At 64.8% G+C, this 16,369-nt stretch carries 23 protein-coding genes; 15 read left to right on the top strand and 8 right to left on the bottom strand.

Annotation, left to right across the window (positions count from 1 at the left end):
* The first annotated feature begins 150 nt into the window (after nt 1–150).
* The gene (locus tag QDT69_RS17675; RefSeq protein ID WP_016847263.1) at nt 151–963 is read left to right on the top strand and encodes a response regulator; all 813 of its coding nucleotides are present in this window, start codon (nt 151–153) and stop codon (nt 961–963) included.
* A gap of 98 nt (nt 964–1,061) precedes the next feature.
* Here the strand turns inward: QDT69_RS17675 and QDT69_RS17670 are convergent, their stop codons facing one another.
* Nucleotides 1,062–2,273, bottom strand: coding sequence for a cytochrome P450 (locus tag QDT69_RS17670; protein WP_279707752.1), 1,212 nt, complete (start codon nt 2,271–2,273; stop codon nt 1,062–1,064).
* Between the two features lie 214 nt (nt 2,274–2,487).
* Here QDT69_RS17670 and QDT69_RS17665 point away from each other — a divergent pair, with 214 nt between their 5' ends.
* From QDT69_RS17665 to QDT69_RS17655, 3 genes are all read left to right on the top strand, one after another.
* The gene (locus QDT69_RS17665; RefSeq protein WP_279707751.1) at nt 2,488–3,213 is read left to right on the top strand and encodes a TetR/AcrR family transcriptional regulator; all 726 of its coding nucleotides are present in this window, start codon (nt 2,488–2,490) and stop codon (nt 3,211–3,213) included.
* 117 nt (nt 3,214–3,330) lie between these two features.
* Complete coding sequence (locus tag QDT69_RS17660) at nt 3,331–4,212, top strand: DMT family transporter (RefSeq protein ID WP_279707750.1); 882 nt, start codon at nt 3,331–3,333, stop codon at nt 4,210–4,212.
* Nucleotides 4,213–4,268: 56 nt separating this feature from the next.
* Nucleotides 4,269–4,409: a hypothetical protein gene (locus tag QDT69_RS17655; protein WP_279707749.1), complete on the top strand. Its 141-nt coding sequence runs from the start codon at nt 4,269–4,271 to the stop codon at nt 4,407–4,409.
* A gap of 26 nt (nt 4,410–4,435) precedes the next feature.
* On the opposite strand, the gene QDT69_RS17650 is transcribed toward QDT69_RS17655, so the two are convergent.
* Entirely contained in the window at nt 4,436–4,681 is a 246-nt protein-coding gene (locus tag QDT69_RS17650; protein WP_279707748.1) for a hypothetical protein, read from the bottom strand.
* 193 nt (nt 4,682–4,874) lie between these two features.
* Between QDT69_RS17650 and QDT69_RS17645 the strand changes: the two genes are divergently transcribed.
* A complete protein-coding gene (locus tag QDT69_RS17645) occupies nt 4,875–5,078 on the top strand; it encodes a hypothetical protein (RefSeq protein WP_279707747.1) in 204 nt (67 codons plus the stop codon).
* Complete coding sequence (locus QDT69_RS17640; RefSeq protein ID WP_279707746.1) at nt 5,017–5,211, top strand: hypothetical protein; 195 nt, start codon at nt 5,017–5,019, stop codon at nt 5,209–5,211. Before QDT69_RS17645 ends, QDT69_RS17640 begins: the two co-directional genes overlap by 62 nt.
* Before the next feature lie 25 nt (nt 5,212–5,236).
* Here QDT69_RS17640 and QDT69_RS17635 read toward each other — a convergent pair whose 3' ends face one another.
* Both QDT69_RS17635 and QDT69_RS17630 read right to left on the bottom strand, forming a co-directional pair.
* Nucleotides 5,237–5,674 (bottom strand): energy transducer TonB, encoded by a 438-nt coding sequence (locus QDT69_RS17635; RefSeq protein ID WP_279707745.1) that lies wholly within the window; start codon nt 5,672–5,674, stop codon nt 5,237–5,239.
* Nucleotides 5,675–5,932: 258 nt separating this feature from the next.
* On the bottom strand, nt 5,933–6,187 hold the full coding sequence (locus QDT69_RS17630; RefSeq protein ID WP_279707744.1) for a hypothetical protein: 255 nt from the start codon (nt 6,185–6,187) through the stop codon (nt 5,933–5,935).
* A 161-nt stretch (nt 6,188–6,348) separates the two neighbouring features.
* Here QDT69_RS17630 and QDT69_RS17625 point away from each other — a divergent pair, with 161 nt between their 5' ends.
* The 5 genes from QDT69_RS17625 to QDT69_RS17605 all read left to right on the top strand — a co-directional run bounded on the left by QDT69_RS17625 (nt 6,349) and on the right by QDT69_RS17605 (nt 9,603).
* On the top strand, nt 6,349–6,570 hold the full coding sequence (locus QDT69_RS17625; RefSeq protein ID WP_050425834.1) for a hypothetical protein: 222 nt from the start codon (nt 6,349–6,351) through the stop codon (nt 6,568–6,570).
* 70 nt (nt 6,571–6,640) lie between these two features.
* Nucleotides 6,641–7,321 (top strand): transglutaminase family protein, encoded by a 681-nt coding sequence (locus QDT69_RS17620; RefSeq protein ID WP_279707743.1) that lies wholly within the window; start codon nt 6,641–6,643, stop codon nt 7,319–7,321.
* A gap of 38 nt (nt 7,322–7,359) precedes the next feature.
* Nucleotides 7,360–8,286, top strand: a complete 927-nt coding sequence (locus QDT69_RS17615; protein ID WP_279707740.1) for a DMT family transporter — start codon at nt 7,360–7,362, stop codon at nt 8,284–8,286.
* Nucleotides 8,287–8,366: 80 nt separating this feature from the next.
* A complete protein-coding gene (locus QDT69_RS17610) occupies nt 8,367–8,552 on the top strand; it encodes a hypothetical protein (protein ID WP_146989086.1) in 186 nt (61 codons plus the stop codon).
* A 658-nt stretch (nt 8,553–9,210) separates the two neighbouring features.
* On the top strand, nt 9,211–9,603 hold the full coding sequence (locus tag QDT69_RS17605) for a hypothetical protein (protein WP_279707738.1): 393 nt from the start codon (nt 9,211–9,213) through the stop codon (nt 9,601–9,603).
* Between the two features lie 168 nt (nt 9,604–9,771).
* On the opposite strand, the gene QDT69_RS17600 is transcribed toward QDT69_RS17605, so the two are convergent.
* On the bottom strand, nt 9,772–10,221 hold the full coding sequence (locus tag QDT69_RS17600; protein ID WP_279707737.1) for a hypothetical protein: 450 nt from the start codon (nt 10,219–10,221) through the stop codon (nt 9,772–9,774).
* Between QDT69_RS17600 and QDT69_RS17595 the strand changes: the two genes are divergently transcribed.
* Nucleotides 10,221–10,355 (top strand): hypothetical protein, encoded by a 135-nt coding sequence (locus QDT69_RS17595; protein ID WP_279707736.1) that lies wholly within the window; start codon nt 10,221–10,223, stop codon nt 10,353–10,355. The two genes, QDT69_RS17600 and QDT69_RS17595, sit on opposite strands and share 1 nt — an antisense overlap.
* Before the next feature lie 7 nt (nt 10,356–10,362).
* Here QDT69_RS17595 and QDT69_RS17590 read toward each other — a convergent pair whose 3' ends face one another.
* Nucleotides 10,363–10,734 carry a DUF883 family protein gene (locus QDT69_RS17590; protein ID WP_279707735.1) on the bottom strand — a complete coding sequence of 124 codons (372 nt, stop codon included), beginning with the start codon at nt 10,732–10,734 and terminating at the stop codon, nt 10,363–10,365.
* A 139-nt stretch (nt 10,735–10,873) separates the two neighbouring features.
* Nucleotides 10,874–11,986 (bottom strand): AI-2E family transporter, encoded by a 1,113-nt coding sequence (locus tag QDT69_RS17585; RefSeq protein ID WP_279707734.1) that lies wholly within the window; start codon nt 11,984–11,986, stop codon nt 10,874–10,876.
* 223 nt (nt 11,987–12,209) lie between these two features.
* Here QDT69_RS17585 and QDT69_RS17580 point away from each other — a divergent pair, with 223 nt between their 5' ends.
* The 3 genes from QDT69_RS17580 to QDT69_RS17570 all read left to right on the top strand — a co-directional run bounded on the left by QDT69_RS17580 (nt 12,210) and on the right by QDT69_RS17570 (nt 13,938).
* On the top strand, nt 12,210–13,016 hold the full coding sequence (locus QDT69_RS17580; RefSeq protein WP_279707732.1) for a L,D-transpeptidase: 807 nt from the start codon (nt 12,210–12,212) through the stop codon (nt 13,014–13,016).
* A gap of 27 nt (nt 13,017–13,043) precedes the next feature.
* The gene (locus QDT69_RS17575) at nt 13,044–13,673 is read left to right on the top strand and encodes a DUF2865 domain-containing protein (RefSeq protein WP_279707731.1); all 630 of its coding nucleotides are present in this window, start codon (nt 13,044–13,046) and stop codon (nt 13,671–13,673) included.
* A 109-nt stretch (nt 13,674–13,782) separates the two neighbouring features.
* Entirely contained in the window at nt 13,783–13,938 is a 156-nt protein-coding gene (locus QDT69_RS17570) for a Thivi_2564 family membrane protein (protein ID WP_279707730.1), read from the top strand.
* Nucleotides 13,939–14,137: 199 nt separating this feature from the next.
* On the opposite strand, the gene QDT69_RS17565 is transcribed toward QDT69_RS17570, so the two are convergent.
* Nucleotides 14,138–16,300, bottom strand: a complete 2,163-nt coding sequence (locus QDT69_RS17565) for a malate synthase G (protein WP_279707729.1) — start codon at nt 16,298–16,300, stop codon at nt 14,138–14,140.
* Nucleotides 16,301–16,369 lie beyond the last annotated feature (69 nt).

The following is a 16,369-nucleotide window of genomic DNA, read 5'->3' as shown; positions in this document are numbered from 1 at the left end:
TTTTCGGCTTTCGCGCGTAGTCGGGCATGCAGGGGAACCGGGGTCGCCCCAGAAACTGGATTCTCGGAGCGGGACTCTGTCGTCCCCAGACAACGGGTTTCAGGCCACAAGGCCCAACAACCCAGGCCTAAGAACAAGGATGGAGTGGGAATGTCCCGATCGCAGATCGTTGCCGAACACCTTCCGCTGTTGCGCCGCTACGCTCGCGCACTGACCGGAAACCAGGCGTCGGGGGACGCCTATGTCGGGGCCATGCTCGAGGCCCTGTTGCAGGACGGATCATTGCTGGACCAGACGCACGGCCCGCGCGCCGGTCTGTTTCGGCTGTTCACCCAAATCTGGAATTCGGTCTCGGTGAACAACAACGACAACGCGGACGTGGCGACGCTGTCGCTGCCGCCGGAGCGCCGGCTCTCCAACATCACGCCGCTGCCGCGGCAGGCCTTCCTGCTGCTGTCGCTGGAAGGCTTCTCGGAGGAGGAGGTCGGCTACATCCTCGGCACCGACATCGCCGAGACGCGCAAGCTGACCGATGCCGCCGGCCGCGAGATGGCCGCCGAGATCGCGACCGACGTCCTGATCATCGAGGACGAGACCTTCATCGCCATGGACCTCGAGAGCCTGGTGAAGAATCTCGGCCACAACGTCATCGGCGTCGCGCGCACGCATTCCGATGCGGTGGCGCTCGCCAAGAACAAGAAGCCCGGCCTGATCCTCGCCGACATCCAGCTCGCCGACGGCTCGTCGGGCCTCGATGCGGTGAACGAGCTGCTGCGCACCTTCGAGGTGCCGGTGGTGTTCATCACGGCCTATCCGGAGCGCTTCCTGACCGGCGAGCGGCCGGAGCCGGCGTTCCTGATCTCGAAACCGTTCCAGCCGGCAATGGTGTCGGCGGTGGCGAGCCAGGCGCTGTTCTTCCAGCGCAACTCGCGCAACCGCACGCCGCGCGCGGCGTCGGCATGACCTGAGTTTACAAAGCGGGCAAAAGGCAGACCGGCGTGCCGAAAGGTGCGCCGGTTCTGTTTTTGGGCCAGGCCTCGGTTCGTAGCCTGCCAACAAAATTATTTCGGCGTGACGCGGACCGGCATGGCGCTGAGCGCCCGCAGCCCCGAGCTGTCGCGGAAGGCGACCGAGCCCGCAATGTCGAACTGCTTCACGCGGCTGGCGAGCGCTGCGATCACGGCCTCCGCCTCCAGCCGCGCCACCATCTGCCCGACGCAGCCGTGAATGCCGACGCCGAAGCCCATGTGTCCTGACAGCCGCCGCCTGATGTCGAACTGGTCGGGATGCTCCCAGCGCGTCTCGTCGCGGTTGGCGGAGGCGAGCAGCAGCAGCACCTTCTCGTGCTTGGCGATAGCAACGCCTGATATCTCGGTCTCGTGCGGCGTGGTGCGGAACACGAACGGCGCCGGTGAATCGAACCGCAGCGTCTCGTCGAACGCAGCGCGCGACAGCGACGGATCGGCCGCGAGCAACGCCCATTGCTCGGGATGGCGCGCGAGCGTGTACAGCGCCATGCCGATGGCGCTGATCGTGGTGTCGAGCCCGGCCGAGAGCAGCGAGCGCACCAAGAGCGGCGCTTCTTCCGCGCTGATCTCTCCTGTGTCGGCCGCCTCGTAAACCTGCGCGCCGAAGCTGCCCGGGCGCAGTGCCTCGCGCTGACAGCGCGCCGCCACCCAGGGCAGCACGCGCGGCGCCTCTTTCATCAGCTCGCGAAAATAGTCGTTCTCCGGCCCGAAGCCGGCGAACACCATCGCGCCATAGGTCAGGAAGTTCTCGCGGCCCTCCTGATCGATGCCGAGCGCGTCGGGGAATACGCTGACCGGAAACACCTCCGCGATGTCCTTGATGGCGTCGAACGATCCGCGTTCGACCAGCCCGTCGACGAGCGTTGCAGCCTTTGCCTTGAAGTCGTCGGCGAGCCGCCGCATCGCCCCGGGCGAGAGGATCCGCGCCAGCACCGCGCGGGTCCGACTATGCAGCGGCGGATCGGCTTCCAGCACGATGCTCGGCGGCCGCCACGGCTTCTCCTTGAAGTGGTTCGCAAGCCCGGCGCCGCCGGCGTTGCTGAAATTGAAATGGTCTCCGAAGATCGTCTTGACCTCGGCAAAGCGCGGCACCGCCCAGATGTCGTACTTCGTCAGGCGAACGACCGGCGCCGCGGCGCGCAGCTCCGCGTAGGTGCCGTAGGGATCGGCCCGCGTCGCCGGGCTGAATGGATCGAAGTCACTGCGGACAATGTCGCCGGCAAGGGGGCTCGCATGCGCGCTCATTGCATCCTCCCGTCTTACGATCAGTTAATTGACCATAGTCAATTAACTGAGGTATGGCAAGAGGGCCTCGTTCCGATTCCATCGGAGCGGAAAAAGGCTCTAAAGCGCGATGAGATTGGATTGAGTTGTCATCGCGCTTTAACTCTTTGTTTGAGCATGATCTTTTTCGGAAAACCGCCTCGCACTTTTCCGGATCATGCTTTAGGAGACGGCCATGTCGATCGAGGAGCGACCCAGCAAGGGCGCGCGGCGCTTTCAGCGCAGGGCGCGCCAGGAGGCCGACAAGGAGGCGCTGAAGGCGCTGATCCTTCAGACCGCGCGCAAGGAATTCGCCGCCGGCACGCTAGAGACCGTCTCGATCCAGAAGATCGCCGACGCGATCGGCTATTCGAAGGGCACCGTCCTCAAATATTACCCGACCAAGCTGCTGCTGCTGCTCGCGGTGAAGCAGCAGAACCTCGAGGCGGTTGCCGAAGCACTTGAACGGGTCCGCGCGCAGACCGCCGACCGCGATCTGCGGCTGCGGCGGGTGATGGAGACCTACCTCGACTACTGGGCCGACAATCCCGATCACTTCCGCTCGCTGTTCTCGATGTCCGGCACGGTCGAGGACCGCCGGTTTCCCGACGGCGTCTATTTCGGCGAGACCGAGATCGCGCGCCGCAGCTACGAACTGTTCGTGGTCTCGGTGCGGGAATTTCTGGCGGCGCATGGCGCTGAACCCGCGCCGGGCCTGCCGCAGCGGCTGGCGACCGCGCTGCTCGCGGCGACCCATGGCGTGGTTGCGCTGACGCTCGGCACACCGACCATGAAACTGCCCGACATGCGCGGCACCGGCCGTCTCCTGATCGCAAGCCTGATCGATGCCTGGACGAGCAAGCTCGCCGCCGCGCGGAAAAGCGAGGGCTGGCCGCGGATTTCGACCGGCACCTTCGCCTGACGGGTGGTACTCGAAGGCACGCGCCGCATCATTCGCGGGTGGCAGGCATCTCTGCATGCGACGCGGCATGCGCGAGGCGAAGTGGAATCGCATAGCTCCGCCTGCTAAGCGCGGCCGATGGATACGACGCAACGCGACAGGACGGTCGGCTTTCTCTGCCTGGGGGTGACGGCGTTCGGCTGGGCCCTGAACTGGCCGCTGATGAAGCTGCTGTTGCAGCAATGGCCGCCGCTGTTCGCGCGCGGACTCGCCGGCACCTGCGCGGCGGTGATCCTGGGCACGCTGGCGCTGGCCCGCGGCCAGTCGCTCGCGGTGCCGCGTGAGGCGATTCCGCGGCTGTTGTTCGCCTCCTTCACCAATGTCTTTGCCTGGATGGGCTTCGGCACCATCGCGATGAAGTTCGTCACGGTCGGCGAGGGCGCGCTGCTCGCCTACACCATGCCGATCTGGGCGATGCTGTTCGCCTGGCCGGTGCTGCACAGCCGCCCGACCTTGCGGGACCTGGCCGCGCTGGTGCTCGGCATCGCCGGCGTTGTGCTGCTGCTCGGCGGAGGCGGCTTTGCGTTCAGCGCCGGCAAGCTCACCGGCATTGCGCTTGCGCTCGCCTGCGCCATCCTGTTCGCGCTCGGCAATGTCCTGAACCGCAAGCCGCTGCCGATGCCGCCGCTCGCCGTGGTCGCCTGGCAGGTCGGCATCGGCTGTCTCGCCATGCTGCTGCTCGGCGTGCTGTTCGAGCGTCCGAATTACACGGCGATCACGCCGCTCGGCCTCGGCTGCTTCGCCTACATGACGCTGATGCCGATGGGCATCTGCTATCTCACCTGGTTCGAGACGCTGCGTCGCCTGCCGCCGACATCGGCATCGACCGGCATGCTGCTGGTGCCGGTGATCGGCGTGGTATCGGCTGCGATCATCCTCGGCGAGCCGCTGGGCCTGCACGAGATCGGCGCGATGGCGCTGACGCTCGGCGGCGTGATGCTGGCGCTGCAACGCGCCTGAGGCCGCGCTGGAACGGACATCGGCGCATCGCGTTTTCCTGAAAAGGGAGCTTGGCCATGCGCAAGGCGATCGAGCGGCTCGATGCGGAGCAGAAGGCGCAGCTGCTTTATCTCGCAGATCTCGGCACGGCGATGTTCACGTCGGCGCTCGTGGTCTGCACCCTGAAGGCGGTCGTGGACCTCTTCGTCGCCGGCTGAACCGCCACATCGGCGACAACGCGCCGTCACTTGTCGCTTGGCGCGTCCTCCCCCTGCGTGTGGCCTTCAGGCCCCCGATTGAACACCCCGTAATCGCTGGATTTCACCCCGGCTGCCGCGTCGGTGCCGACGCCGGACAGACCGAGCTTGAGCAGCTCGCGGACCGCCGCGGCGCGGGTCGGCATACGGTGCTTGAACCGGAAATCGTCCAAGGCAGCCAATTCCTCCGGCGAGACCATGACCTGGAGACGCTCGGCGCGTAACTCGTTCATCTCAAATACCCCATCGCAAAAATACCCAAACTTAGCTGATTGAGTAACTTGCTAAACCAACAGACTCTCCCCGAGTTCCCTTGCTTGAGACAAAAACGTTGAATGAGTAATATTGTAAAGCAAAATCAATAGCTTATTAAAAAAATAGAGGAACGACGGGCTACCTGTTTCGTTAGGTTGCGGGAGAGATGCCATGACTAACCAAGTCAAGCTGCCTCGCAAGTTGTCCGACGAGCCGAAGGCGCCGGAACCGCGGCGCCCGAGCCACGCGCGGGTCATCGATCAACTGGACCGCTGGGCCAACAGCCCCGGCCTGCAACCACCAAGGATGAGCAATGGAGAAGACGATTCAACGGCGGAAGCGATCCGAACCCCACACCTTCGAGCAGCGCCTTGAAGAACACCGCGTGCGGCTGGAGAGCCAGCTCGCGCAGCTGCCGCGCGGCGCCGAGCGTGAGCAGATCGTCGCGCGCATCGATCAGCTGAAGACAGCCGTCGAGCTGAACGCGATGCTGTCGATGCGCGAATGACGAATGAGAGGCCGCGCCGGACCGCTCAGCAACCGCGGCAGACTGAATTCAGCTTTGACTTAAGGGCGGGATCATCCCACGGCGCGACGGGCGCCCTCCCAAAATTGAATGGCACGGTCAGGACGGCGGTGTCGTCCTTTACGTCGTCGGGCAGCGCGGCAAAGGGTTGGGCACGTTCGACGATTGCCAATGCCTCTCCGTCTATCGCCGGGATGCCGGTGTTCTCGACCAGCCAACTCGACACGAGATGACCTGTGCGATCGATCCTGAAGCGGACCGTGGCGGTGCCTCCCTGCCCAGGCGCCAGCGGTGGATAACGCCGAGCCTGGCGCAGACGGCTGGAGACATCTTGTTTCCATGTCGCGATTGAAGGGGAGGCTTGTGGGGCTGCGCCGTCCTCCGCGAGTGTGGGAGCTGTGGCAGCAAAGAGCAAAGCAATACAAGCAACGAGCCGTCGCAACATCTGGGAAGTCAGTCCACCTTAGCAATCTGCAATCATTGTACTCGCGCTTCGGTTGATTGCAAAGCGCGTAGCTCGTCATGCGGCGGAGCTCAAGCAACACTTGAGCAATTTCGGAATATTAGAATTATCTGTCTGAGTTGCCCGACGTGTCAAGTTGTCTGGTTTGAACGCCGGCCGACGCCGGTTACTTTGCATGGGGTTGTTTTCGATATTTGGCAGCGCCCCTGCGACGGGCCCGTAGCCTTCATATCGCTCTGGCTAGTCGGTCGGATGGCGGCCGGTGCGCGGGTTGATCGGCGACGTAGGCCGCCGCCGCAGCGCTTCGGGCAGGAACGGCTCGCCGCTCCTGGGCGAGGCGTCGGCGCGGACGTCGGCGGCCCATTGCGCGCGTTCGTGCGGCGTCTGGTTGTCGTTGAACGTCCGCTTCACGTCGACCCCGCCGACCGGGTCGTTGACGCCGTTTTGGCTCGCAGGACGGTCGACGCCGTTGTGGATGTCACTGGAGTTGCCCATCGCGGCCTCCGGGTTCGGTTTGCCCGGATCAACATTGCCCGTGCGGGCACCGTTCCAAAAAAGTGAAGGGCCGGAGGTATTGGCTGCCGCCGGAATCCTTGGCGCATGCAGGTCCAGCCGGTAGGATGGAACCCGGAACGACCAAGGGAAAGACCGAGGGAATGAAGCATGTCGACGTCGCGGTGATTGCTGCCACGCTGTGGCTGCTGGCGTCGATGGTGCTGGACATCCTGACACCGAAGTCGATCACCGTGTTCATGATCGCCGCTGCGCTCGCCCCGCCGTTCCTGATCGGGATCGGCATCCATTTCGCGCGCGAATATTTCAAGGCCAAGCGGCGCAGCTACCAGCCGCCGCAATGGGACGAACGCTTCAGGAATTAAAGCGGACTCTGGCGGGGCAGGGCTGCGTGAGCTGCATTGAACTGCGCTGATGGCTTGCTAAGCTTGCGCCATGACCGAGCATCTCACTGACACGATCAGCCGCCTCTACACCGACCCCGGCGAATATGTCGACAGCGACCATCCCGCCGTCGAGGCGTTCGCCCGCGCCGCCGTCCCGGCCAGCGCCAGCGCGCGCGAGATCGCGAGCCGGCTCTACACCGCGGTGCGCGACGGCATCCGCTACAACCCCTATGTCAGCATGCGCTCACCGGAGAGCTACCGGGCCTCCAGCGTGCTTGCCGCGGGCAACGGTTATTGCGTCGGCAAGGCCGCGCTCTATGCCGCGGCCTGCCGGGTCCACGGCATTCCGGCCCGGGTCGGCTTCGCCGATGTCCGCAACCATCTCACCACCGAGAAGCTGCGCCAGAGCATGGGCTCGGACCTGTTCACCTGGCACGGCTTCACCGAGGTGTTCGTCGACGGCGCCTGGCGCAAGGCGACCCCGACCTTCAACGACACGCTGTGCGCCAAGCTCGGCGTCAAGCCGCTCGATTTCGACGGTCATTCGGATGCGCTGCTGCATCCCTTCGACGGCGAAGGGCGCGCCTACATGCAATATGTCAACGACCACGGCACCTATCACGACGTCCCCGCCAAATTCCTGATGCGCGAGATGGCGCGCGAATACGCCAACATGCAGGGCGAGGACATGTCGGGCCGCGACATGGAGCGGGAGGCGGCGGAGCAGTAGCGGGCGCGGGCCTGCGCACCGGCTGAGGGGGCGGTGTCATGGATGCGGAGTTGCCGAAGGCGCCTGTCAGCCGTCCAGCCGCGGGCTGGGAGGACGCGGTTGCGCTGACCGGCTTCATCCTGGTCGCGGTCGGGCAGGCCTCCAACCAGGTGCTGGCGCGCGGCCTTGCCGGCTCGGTGCCGCCGTTCTCGCTGGCCTTCTTCCGCTGGAGCATCATCACCATCGGGCTGGCGCCGTTTGCGATCACGGCGATCCGCGACGGCAAGATCCCGCTGGCGCAGAACCTGTGGCCGATCCTCGCTGCGGGCTTCCTCGGCATGTTCCTGTGCGGCGGCCCGGTCTACATCGCCGGCATCACCACCACCGCGATCCATATCGCGCTGATCTTCGCGCTGTCGCCGATCATGGTGCTGCTGATCTCGGCCGCGCTCGGCATCGAGCATATCGGTCCGCTGCAATGGCTCGGCACGGCGCTGGCGCTCGCCGGCGCGCTGCTGATCGTCTCCGGCGGCCATCTGGAAACGCTGACCCAATCGAGCGCGGCCTGGGGCGATCTCCTTGTGGTGGGCGCGATGCTCGGCTGGTCCGGCTACACGCTGGTGCAATCCCGTGTCGCACCGCGCGCCTCGCTGCTGGCGCGGGTCAGCCTGTTCTCGGCGGCGGGCGCGCTGTGCTCGCTGCCGCCGGCCCTGCAGGAGATGTGGGCGACGCCGGCTGCGGTGTTCAACGCGAGGGCGTTCGAGGCCTATGTCTTCGCAGGCCTGGTCCCCGGCCTGATGGCCTATGCCGGCTTCGCCTGGCTCGGCGCACGGTTCGGCTCGGTGCGGACATCGCTCGTGCTCTACGTCGCGCCGATCGCGAGCGCGCTGTTGTCCTGGATCATCCTCGGCGAGCCGCCGAAATTGATCCATTTGGTCGGCGGCTTGCTGATCCTCGGCGGCGTCTGGGCCAGCCTGCGCAAATAGGCCAGTTCCCCTCCATTGCAACTTTTCCCGGCCTCGTGCGTTGAATCCGGCGTTGATTCAAGAACTTAGTTGGAGGCCGCATGAATCTGACTCCCCAGCAACGAAAAGAGCGTGATGCGCAGCGTCAGCAAGAGGCGTCGCAGGCGATGAAGGAGCATCGCGCCAACGAGAAGGCCTTCTACGACAATTTCCAGCGCCTCAAGGCCGAGCGGCAGGCGCGCGAAGCCGCCGAGTCACGCTCGCAGGCGCAGTCCGCTTCGAAATAACAGCCGGGAGTCGACCCGCTATCCGGATTGTCCGGATCTGACAGACCGAGAAGGAGCAGAGACGAGGGGCGAGCACGGCGCAAGCGGGCTCGCCCTTATGACGCGATGAACTCTCCAGGCTTATGGAGGACGTCAGATGTATTTTGCCGATAAGAAGACGGTGACCTGCAAATGCGGCGAGCCCTTGAGCGAATTGATGCTCGTCGACGACCAGACGACCGGAATCAAGTTTCATGTCGGTCGTTGCCCGTCATGCCGTGAGGTGACGGTTGTCCGATCCCAGGACGCGCCATCAAGCGACGATGCCTGAAGCCGGATGGTCTTTCGCAACCTGACTTCAATGCGACGCGTGCGTGACAGGCCGGCCGACACATCGTTCGCCGGCAGGGCGTGACGGACGAACTTTCAAAAAGACGAATCTCCAAAAAGAGCAGGGCGCGACCGGCATCACCACGGTCGCGCCCTACGTCGCCGGTCAATGGGGCAGGGGGAATAACCGGCTCTTGCAAAGACGCGCAGACCCCCGGACTCGTTCCGCGCGAATCAAAATTTTTTCGTACACGGTTAAGTGATGGCTGGACGCGAGAACCCCACAGGTTTCGTTCGCGTTGTGTCCGTGATCGCCAACGGGAATTTCCATGGGGCGAGGGACATCACCATGTCAAAGATTCAAAAGGGAATTTTCGCTGCGTTGGCGCTTGGATTGACGCTTGGCGCGGTCCAACTGGCATCCGGTCATGATCTCATTGGCGGCCAGCAGGTCACCACCCAATTGGCGCCGGAGAGCGTGGTCAATCGCGCCGCCAAGACCGACCGCGCCGTGGTTCCGGTGACCGGCCTGCCGAGCCGGACCGTCGCGCTGAAGCTCGACCGGCTGCCCGAGACGTCGGTCCTGGTCCGCGTTCCCGTGGCGCGGGAAGAGGCCCGCAATCACCCCGCAGCACCCGCCCGCGCGCGGCCCGGCGACACCCGCAAGGTCGCCTGCGAACCGGTGGTCAGCGTCCTGACCGAAGTGGCCAAGCTGCTGCAGCCCGGCCGCTGCGTGACTTGAGCAAGGGCGAACGTTCAACGAGCAACGCTGTCATCGCCCGGCTTGACCGGGCGATCCAGTATTCCAGAGACAGCTGTAATTATGCGGATGAGCCGCGGCGTACTGGATCGCCCGGTCGAGCCGGGCGATGGACGTGCTTGGTGTGGGCAGTTTGCCGGATAACGCAGGCTATTCCTCTTCCTCCGCCTCGTTGTGACCCGCAGCGCCGCGGCTTGCCATCAGGCCGAGCGCGAGGCCGCCGACTGCCAGGATCGGGATCAGCCGCTTGACGCCGACGGCGCGGACGATCTGCAGCGCGGTGGCGATCAACGCGGGATCGGCGAGCATGGTTGCCGCGGCCGATTTGGCCGCCTTCGCCGCTTTCTCGGCGCGCCTCCGCATTTCGCGCTTGCGGGCCGTGTAGACGCCGACGGCGATCAGCGTGACGACCAGGAATAGCGCGGCGCCGGAGAGGCACGCTTCCACCGGTCCGTAGTGCTGCAGCACATAGACGAAGGCGGCCGCGCACAGAAAGGCGAGGGTGATGAACAGCGCGATCGCGGCGGCGGCGGCCAGCGACGTCAGCCGCAGCGCGCTGCCGGTGGATTCCTTGACGTCATCGATCAGCCGCTGAAGCATTGACCAGCCTTGTTTTCGATCTTGCCGTGAAAAGCGCATCGACAAACGAGGCGGCGGCGCGCCAGCGCTGCCATCTCGTCCAGAACGGTGGTTTGCGCATGATCGCCATCGCAGGCCTCATCCGCCGCAGTTGAGCAGCGTCTAGCGGCGCCAGGTGACGCCGATCAAGAAGCCGAGGCCGAGCGCCAGGCCGACGGTCGCCAGCGGCCGCTGCGCGATCACCTCTTCCAGCGATTCCTCGATCGAGGATGCAGCCTCCTGCGCCGCGCCCATCATCGCGCTGCCGCGCTCCGACATGTCGTCGAAGGTCGATTCCGCGTTGGCGCGCGCATCCTTGTAGTGGCGGCGGGCCTGCTTGCCGGCATTGCTCGCAAACGAGTTGAGCGCGTCGGTGATCTGCTCGGTGAGGGCTGCGATATCGTTCTTCACGGCGATGACATCCTTCTCGAGGCGTTCGTAGGTCGCTTTGTCCGTCATGTTCTTGATCCCAAATGCGCTGTCCGTGCTCGACATCGAAAGCTCCCGGAGAACGTGTGTGTTTGGAGAAAAACGCTTCGCACCACCCAAAGGTTCCAGTTGCGAAACCGAGCCTCGTCGTTTGACGCGTTTCCTTCACGCGAACCGATGCCCCACTTCGCTTGAAAACGCTTTGTTACCCTTCCGGCAGCTGCGGCGAATTGACCGGCATCAAATGCTCTTTCACGATCAATCCAACGATCAGCAGCGGCGATGACAGAAAGGCGCCCATCGGGCCCCATAGCCAGGTCCAGAACGCCAGCGCGAGAAACACCGCGAGCGCGTTCAGCGACAGCCTGCGGCCGACGATCGTCGGCGTCACGAAATGCCCTTCCATGAAGGTCACGACGGCAAAGCAGGCCGGCGCGATCAGCCCGGCGCCGATGGTCGGCGCGGAGATGATGCCGACCACGACCAGCGTCACGAACATCGCGACCGGGCCGATGATCGGAACGAAGTTCAGCGCCGCGGCGAGCGCGCCGAGCCCGGCCGGATTGGGCATGCCCGTCGCGGCGCAGATCACGCCGGCGATGATGCCGACGCCGATATTGATCATGGTCACCGTCAGCAGATAATTGCCGAGATGGATCTCGAGCTCGTTGAGGATGCGCAGCGTGCGCAGCCGCGCTTCGCGATCGCTGAAGGTCATCACCAGCGCGCGGCGCAGATCCTTCCAGCTTGCGATGAACAGGATGAGCGTCGCGATGAACAGCAGGAATTCGGCGAAGGTCGGCGACAGGAATTCCAGCGTCGGCTGCAGCCATTCGAATTTCGGCAGCTGGAAGGTGGCCAGGGGATCCGACCCGCCGACCATGCTCTGCAATTCCTGCCACAGCGCAAGCGGCCGGTCGAATATATGCAGTTTCTGCTTCAGGATCGCGCTGAGCTCAGGCAGCCGCGAGCTCCATTCCATCACGGGCGAGGCGATCAGTCCGACCATGAAGGTCACGGCGGCGCCGACCGCGATCACGATAAGCACCGCGCCGAGCGCGCGCGGAATCCGGTAGCGCTCGAGCAGGCTCGCCGCCGGCGACAGCATGGTGCCGACGATGAAGGCCATGGTGATCGGCAGGAAGAACGCGCGCGCCAGATACAGCACCCCGACAACGACGATCACCAGCAGCGCGACCAGCGCGAAGGCGACGACCTCGGCGCGGCTGATCACTGGCGGCAGTTCGGCCTTGCTGTCGGGGAGGGGCGTGCCTTCGGGCGCGTTGCCAAGCATACGTTCACCCGGAAAGGCGCGCACCAGTTTCCTCCTGCACGAGGACAAATGAATTTCGTATCAAATTGTGCGTAACAACTTGCGCGTGACAACGGCCCGCCGCGACAGAAGTTCCATCGCGGGTTCGTGAGACGTGGCGGGTTGACAATCGCGGCTTCGCGACGATTCGCGCCGGAACTCTCTGGCTGCCACGTGCGTTGGCTTGGCATCGCATCACGACGATGCGCATCCCGTCCAGGGGCAGCACATGACACAGCAGTCTCTTTCCAGCCGCCGGCTTGCGTCGCGCGCCGCGCGCACCTTTGCCTTCGCCAGCGTCCTTCTCGTGACGCCATTCATCGTCACCACCTCGGCCAGCGCGCAGGTGCTCGGCTATGCGTCGGCGCAACCGGGCGCATTCCCCTCCGACGAGGTGATGAACGATCCCTCGAGCGGGGCCACCGAGGACGGCGCGCTGCCGGAGCGGCTGCGCCGCACCACGGTCGCGCTCAACACGTCGGAAGCGCCCGGCACGATCATCATCGATACCGGCAACACCGCGCTCTATTACGTGCTCGGCGGCGGCCGTGCGATCCGCTACGGCGTCGGCGTCGGCCGCGAGGGCTTCACCTGGGCCGGCACTCAGACGATCAGCCGCAAGGCGGAGTGGCCGGACTGGCATCCGCCGGCCGAGATGATCAAGCGCCAGCCCTATCTGCCGCGCTTCATGGCCGGCGGCCCAGGCAACCCGCTCGGTGCCCGCGCGATGTATCTCGGCTCCAGCGAATACCGCATCCACGGCACCAACGATCCGTCGACGATCGGCAAGTTCGTGTCGTCGGGCTGCATCCGCCTGACCAATGAAGACGTCTCCGACCTGTTCAGCCGCGTCGATGTCGGCACCAAGGTCGTGGTGCTGCCGAAGAACGCGTCGCATCTCGCCGCGCGCGAGCTCGGCCCGACCACGACGCAGATTTCGGTCCGGCCGGCGCCGGTGCAGCCGCGCCCCGCAGTGATGACGCTGCCGTCCGGCCGTCAGGCGTTGAACATCCCGGCGGGTTCCTCGTTGTACTGAGCAGCAGCGTTGTACTGAGGGTCGGTGATGGCAAAGCGGCACGTGAGGCGATGGGCGTTCGGGACGGCGGCCTTGCTCGGCCTGTCCCTTGCGCCCGCGGCGCAAGCCCAGGATTTCTTCTCGCAACTGTTCGGCGGCTTTATGCATGGCCGTCCGCCGATGATCCGGGTGCCGTTCGATGATGGCCCGGCGCCCGTGCCGCGGGCCGAGCGACGCGCGCGCTATGACGGCGGCCAGGCCTATTGCGTGCGCACCTGCGATGGCCGTTATTTCCCGCTGGCCGCGACCGGCAACCAGAGCAAGGCGGAGAGCTGCAACAGCTTCTGCCCGGCGAGCGCGACCGAGGTGGTGTATGGCGGCAACATCGACAACGCCGCGACGGAAGACGGTCAACCCTATTCCGAGCTGCCAAATGCGTTCCGCTATCGCGACGAGATCGTCGCGGGCTGCACCTGCAACGGCAAGGATACTGTCGGGCTTGCCGCGGTGAAGATCGAGGACGACCCCACCTTGCGCAAGGGCGACATCGTCGCTGGCAAGGATGGGTTGATGTCGGTGAGCCGTCCGGACCGGCGTGGTGCGCAGCTCAACTTCACGCCGGCGCCGGAGCGCATCCGCGCCAAATACGGCCAGCCGCCGGTGGTGGCGCGCGAGTAGTGCCGCTCACGCGACGCGGCCCCTTCGGTTCCTGGCCGGAACCGGCCTCCTTCCCGCACGTTAGCAAGGTGCGCATAGCGCATTCACCGATGCCTTCAGGGGGCTCCGCATGCTCGTCAGCGTACTCGTCACCTTCCTCGTCGTTATTCTCGTTCTTTATCTCATCAACATGCTTCCGCTCGACGGCCGCGCCAAGCAGATCGCACGCCTCGTCGTCATCATCATCGGCATCGTCTCGCTGCTGAAATTTCTGACCGTGTTCTAGACTCGTCATTGCGAGGAGCCTACGGACCCGCGCGAAGCGCGGCACGATGACAGGCTCCGCGACGAAGCAATCCATGTCTCCACAAGTGGCGAAATGGATTGCTTCGCTTCGCTCGCAATGACGTGGGGACGATGACGCATTCCAACAAAAAAGCCCCGGCTCATGGCCGGGGCTTTTGCTTGTCGTCGCGATTCTGAGATCAGCCCGCGGCCTTGGCCTCGCGGCGGCGTGCGGTGAGGATGTATTCGGTGTAGCCGTTCGGCTGGGTGCGGCCCTCGAACACGAGGTCGCAGGCCGCCTTGAACGCGACACCGTCGAATGACGGCGCCATCGGCTTGTAGAGGGCATCGCCGGCGTTCTGCTTGTCGACGACGACGGCCATCCGCTTCAGCGATTCCATCACCTGATCCCTGGTGATGACGCCCTGATGCAGCCAGTTGGCCAGATGCTGGCTCGAGATGCGCAGCGTGGCGCGGTCTTCCATCAGGCCGACATCGTGGATGTCGGGCACCTTGGAGCAGCCGACGCCCTGGTCGATCCAGCGCACGACGTAGCCGAGGATGCCCTGGCAGTTGTTATCGATCTCCTGCTTGACGTCGTCGGGCGCCCAGTTCGACTGCGACACCGGAATGGTGAGGATGTCGGACAGCTTTGCGCGCGGCCCGCCCTTGGCGAGCTCCTGCTGCCGGGCTGTGACGTTGACCTGGTGATAGTGCAGGGCGTGCAGCGTCGCCGCGGTCGGCGACGGCACCCAGGCCGTGGTGGCGCCGGCCTGCGGATGGCCGATCTTCTGCGCCAGCATGTCGGCCATCTTGTCGGGCGCGGCCCACATGCCCTTGCCGATCTGGGCATGGCCGGGCAGGCCACAGGTCAGGCCGTTGTCGACGTTCCAGTCCTCATAGGCCTTGATCCACGGCTGCGCCTTCATGTCGTTCTTGCGGATCATCGGACCCGCTTCCATCGAGGTGTGAATCTCGTCGCCGGTGCGGTCGAGGAAGCCGGTGTTGATGAACATGATGCGCTTGGAGGCGCGCTGGATGCAGGCCTTGAGGTTGACCGTGGTGCGGCGCTCCTCGTCCATGATGCCGACCTTCAGCGTGTTCTCCGGCAGCGAGAGCATCTTCTCGACCTCGGCGAACAGGTCGCAGGTCAGCGTCACCTCGTCGGGACCGTGCATCTTCGGCTTGACGATATAGGCCGAGCCGGTGCGGCTGTTCCTGACCTTGGAATTGCCCTTGAGGTCGTGGATTGCGAGCAGGCCGGCAACCGCGGCGTCGAGCAGACCTTCGGGGATCTCCTCGCCCTTGGCGTCGAGCACCGCGTCGGTGAACATGTGGTGGCCGACATTGCGCATCAGGAGCAGGCTGCGGCCGTGCAGCTTCAGCTCGCTGCCGTCGGGCTTCTTGTAGACGCGGTCGGCATTGAGCGAGCGGGTCAGCGTCTTGCCGCCCTTCTCGAAGTCAGCGGACAGGGTGCCGTTCATCAGGCCGAGCGTGTTGCGATAGACCAGCACCTTGTCCTCGGCGTCGACGGCGGCGACCGAGTCTTCCATGTCGAGAATGGTGGAGACCGCCGATTCCAGGATCATGTCGGCGACGCCGGCCGGGTCATCCTTGCCGATGACGTTGTTGCGGTCGATCTTGACCTCGACATGCATGCCGTTGTTGACGAGCAGGATCGCGCTGGGCTGGGCGGCGTTGCCCAAATAGCCGGCGAACTGGGCGCCATTCTTCAGTGCGGTCGAGTTGCCGCTCTTCAGCTTGACCGAGAGCTGGCCCGCGATCACGGCATAGGACGTCACGTCGGTGTGGCTTCCGGTTGCAAGCGGCACGGCGGCGTCGAGGAATGCCTTGGCCTTCGCGATCACCTTGTCGCCGCGGGCCTTGTTGTAGCCCTTACCGCTCTCGCTCGGATCATGCGGGATCGCGTCGGTGCCGTAGAAGGCATCGTACAGCGAACCCCAGCGCGCGTTGGCGGCGTTTAGCGCATAGCGCGCGTTGGTCAGCGGCACCACGAGCTGCGGGCCGCAGATCTTGCCGATTTCCTCATCGACATTCGCGGTCTCGACCGTGTGGGTCGCGGGCTCCGGCAGCAAATAGCCGATGTCCCTGAGGAACGCGGTGTAGGCGTTGATGTCGAACGCCTTGCCCTTGTTGGCGCGATGCCAGTCGTCGATCTTGGCCTGCAAGGTGTCGCGGACCGCGAGCAACTCGCGGTTCTTCGGGCCGAGCTTCTGGATGATGGCGGCGAGTCCTGCCCAGAACGCGTCCGGCGCGATCCCGGTTTTCGGTGTCGCCTCCTTGGCGATGAAATCGAACAGGACAGGGGCGATCTTCAATCCATGGGCATCGACACGAGTCATGATGGGCTTTCTCAAAGAAATGGGGCGTTTAGGGGCTGCTTTCGCAAGAAATCAGCAAAAAACGCGCCA

The sequence above is a fragment of the Bradyrhizobium sp. CER78 genome (assembly GCF_029846235.1).
In the GTDB taxonomy this organism is placed as follows: domain Bacteria; phylum Pseudomonadota; class Alphaproteobacteria; order Rhizobiales; family Xanthobacteraceae; genus Bradyrhizobium.
This window is presented reverse-complemented; position numbering and strand designations above follow the sequence as displayed.

Bases quoted from the DNA above. Each gene is read 5' to 3' on its own strand.
- QDT69_RS17675 (WP_016847263.1), top strand. From the start codon at position 151: ATGTCCCGATCGCAGATCGTTGCCGAACACCTTCCGCTGTTGCGCCGC.
- QDT69_RS17670 (WP_279707752.1), bottom strand. From the start codon at position 2,273: ATGAGCGCGCATGCGAGCCCCCTTGCCGGCGACATTGTCCGCAGTGAC.
- QDT69_RS17665 (WP_279707751.1), top strand. From the start codon at position 2,488: ATGTCGATCGAGGAGCGACCCAGCAAGGGCGCGCGGCGCTTTCAGCGC.
- QDT69_RS17660 (WP_279707750.1), top strand. From the start codon at position 3,331: ATGGATACGACGCAACGCGACAGGACGGTCGGCTTTCTCTGCCTGGGG.
- QDT69_RS17655 (WP_279707749.1), top strand. From the start codon at position 4,269: ATGCGCAAGGCGATCGAGCGGCTCGATGCGGAGCAGAAGGCGCAGCTG.
- QDT69_RS17650 (WP_279707748.1), bottom strand. From the start codon at position 4,681: ATGAACGAGTTACGCGCCGAGCGTCTCCAGGTCATGGTCTCGCCGGAG.
- QDT69_RS17645 (WP_279707747.1), top strand. From the start codon at position 4,875: ATGACTAACCAAGTCAAGCTGCCTCGCAAGTTGTCCGACGAGCCGAAG.
- QDT69_RS17640 (WP_279707746.1), top strand. From the start codon at position 5,017: ATGGAGAAGACGATTCAACGGCGGAAGCGATCCGAACCCCACACCTTC.
- QDT69_RS17635 (WP_279707745.1), bottom strand. From the start codon at position 5,674: ATGTTGCGACGGCTCGTTGCTTGTATTGCTTTGCTCTTTGCTGCCACA.
- QDT69_RS17630 (WP_279707744.1), bottom strand. From the start codon at position 6,187: ATGGGCAACTCCAGTGACATCCACAACGGCGTCGACCGTCCTGCGAGC.
- QDT69_RS17625 (WP_050425834.1), top strand. From the start codon at position 6,349: ATGAAGCATGTCGACGTCGCGGTGATTGCTGCCACGCTGTGGCTGCTG.
- QDT69_RS17620 (WP_279707743.1), top strand. From the start codon at position 6,641: ATGACCGAGCATCTCACTGACACGATCAGCCGCCTCTACACCGACCCC.
- QDT69_RS17615 (WP_279707740.1), top strand. From the start codon at position 7,360: ATGGATGCGGAGTTGCCGAAGGCGCCTGTCAGCCGTCCAGCCGCGGGC.
- QDT69_RS17610 (WP_146989086.1), top strand. From the start codon at position 8,367: ATGAATCTGACTCCCCAGCAACGAAAAGAGCGTGATGCGCAGCGTCAG.
- QDT69_RS17605 (WP_279707738.1), top strand. From the start codon at position 9,211: ATGTCAAAGATTCAAAAGGGAATTTTCGCTGCGTTGGCGCTTGGATTG.
- QDT69_RS17600 (WP_279707737.1), bottom strand. From the start codon at position 10,221: ATGCTTCAGCGGCTGATCGATGACGTCAAGGAATCCACCGGCAGCGCG.
- QDT69_RS17590 (WP_279707735.1), bottom strand. From the start codon at position 10,734: ATGTCGAGCACGGACAGCGCATTTGGGATCAAGAACATGACGGACAAA.
- QDT69_RS17580 (WP_279707732.1), top strand. From the start codon at position 12,210: ATGACACAGCAGTCTCTTTCCAGCCGCCGGCTTGCGTCGCGCGCCGCG.
- QDT69_RS17575 (WP_279707731.1), top strand. From the start codon at position 13,044: ATGGCAAAGCGGCACGTGAGGCGATGGGCGTTCGGGACGGCGGCCTTG.
- QDT69_RS17570 (WP_279707730.1), top strand. From the start codon at position 13,783: ATGCTCGTCAGCGTACTCGTCACCTTCCTCGTCGTTATTCTCGTTCTT.
- QDT69_RS17565 (WP_279707729.1), bottom strand. From the start codon at position 16,300: ATGACTCGTGTCGATGCCCATGGATTGAAGATCGCCCCTGTCCTGTTC.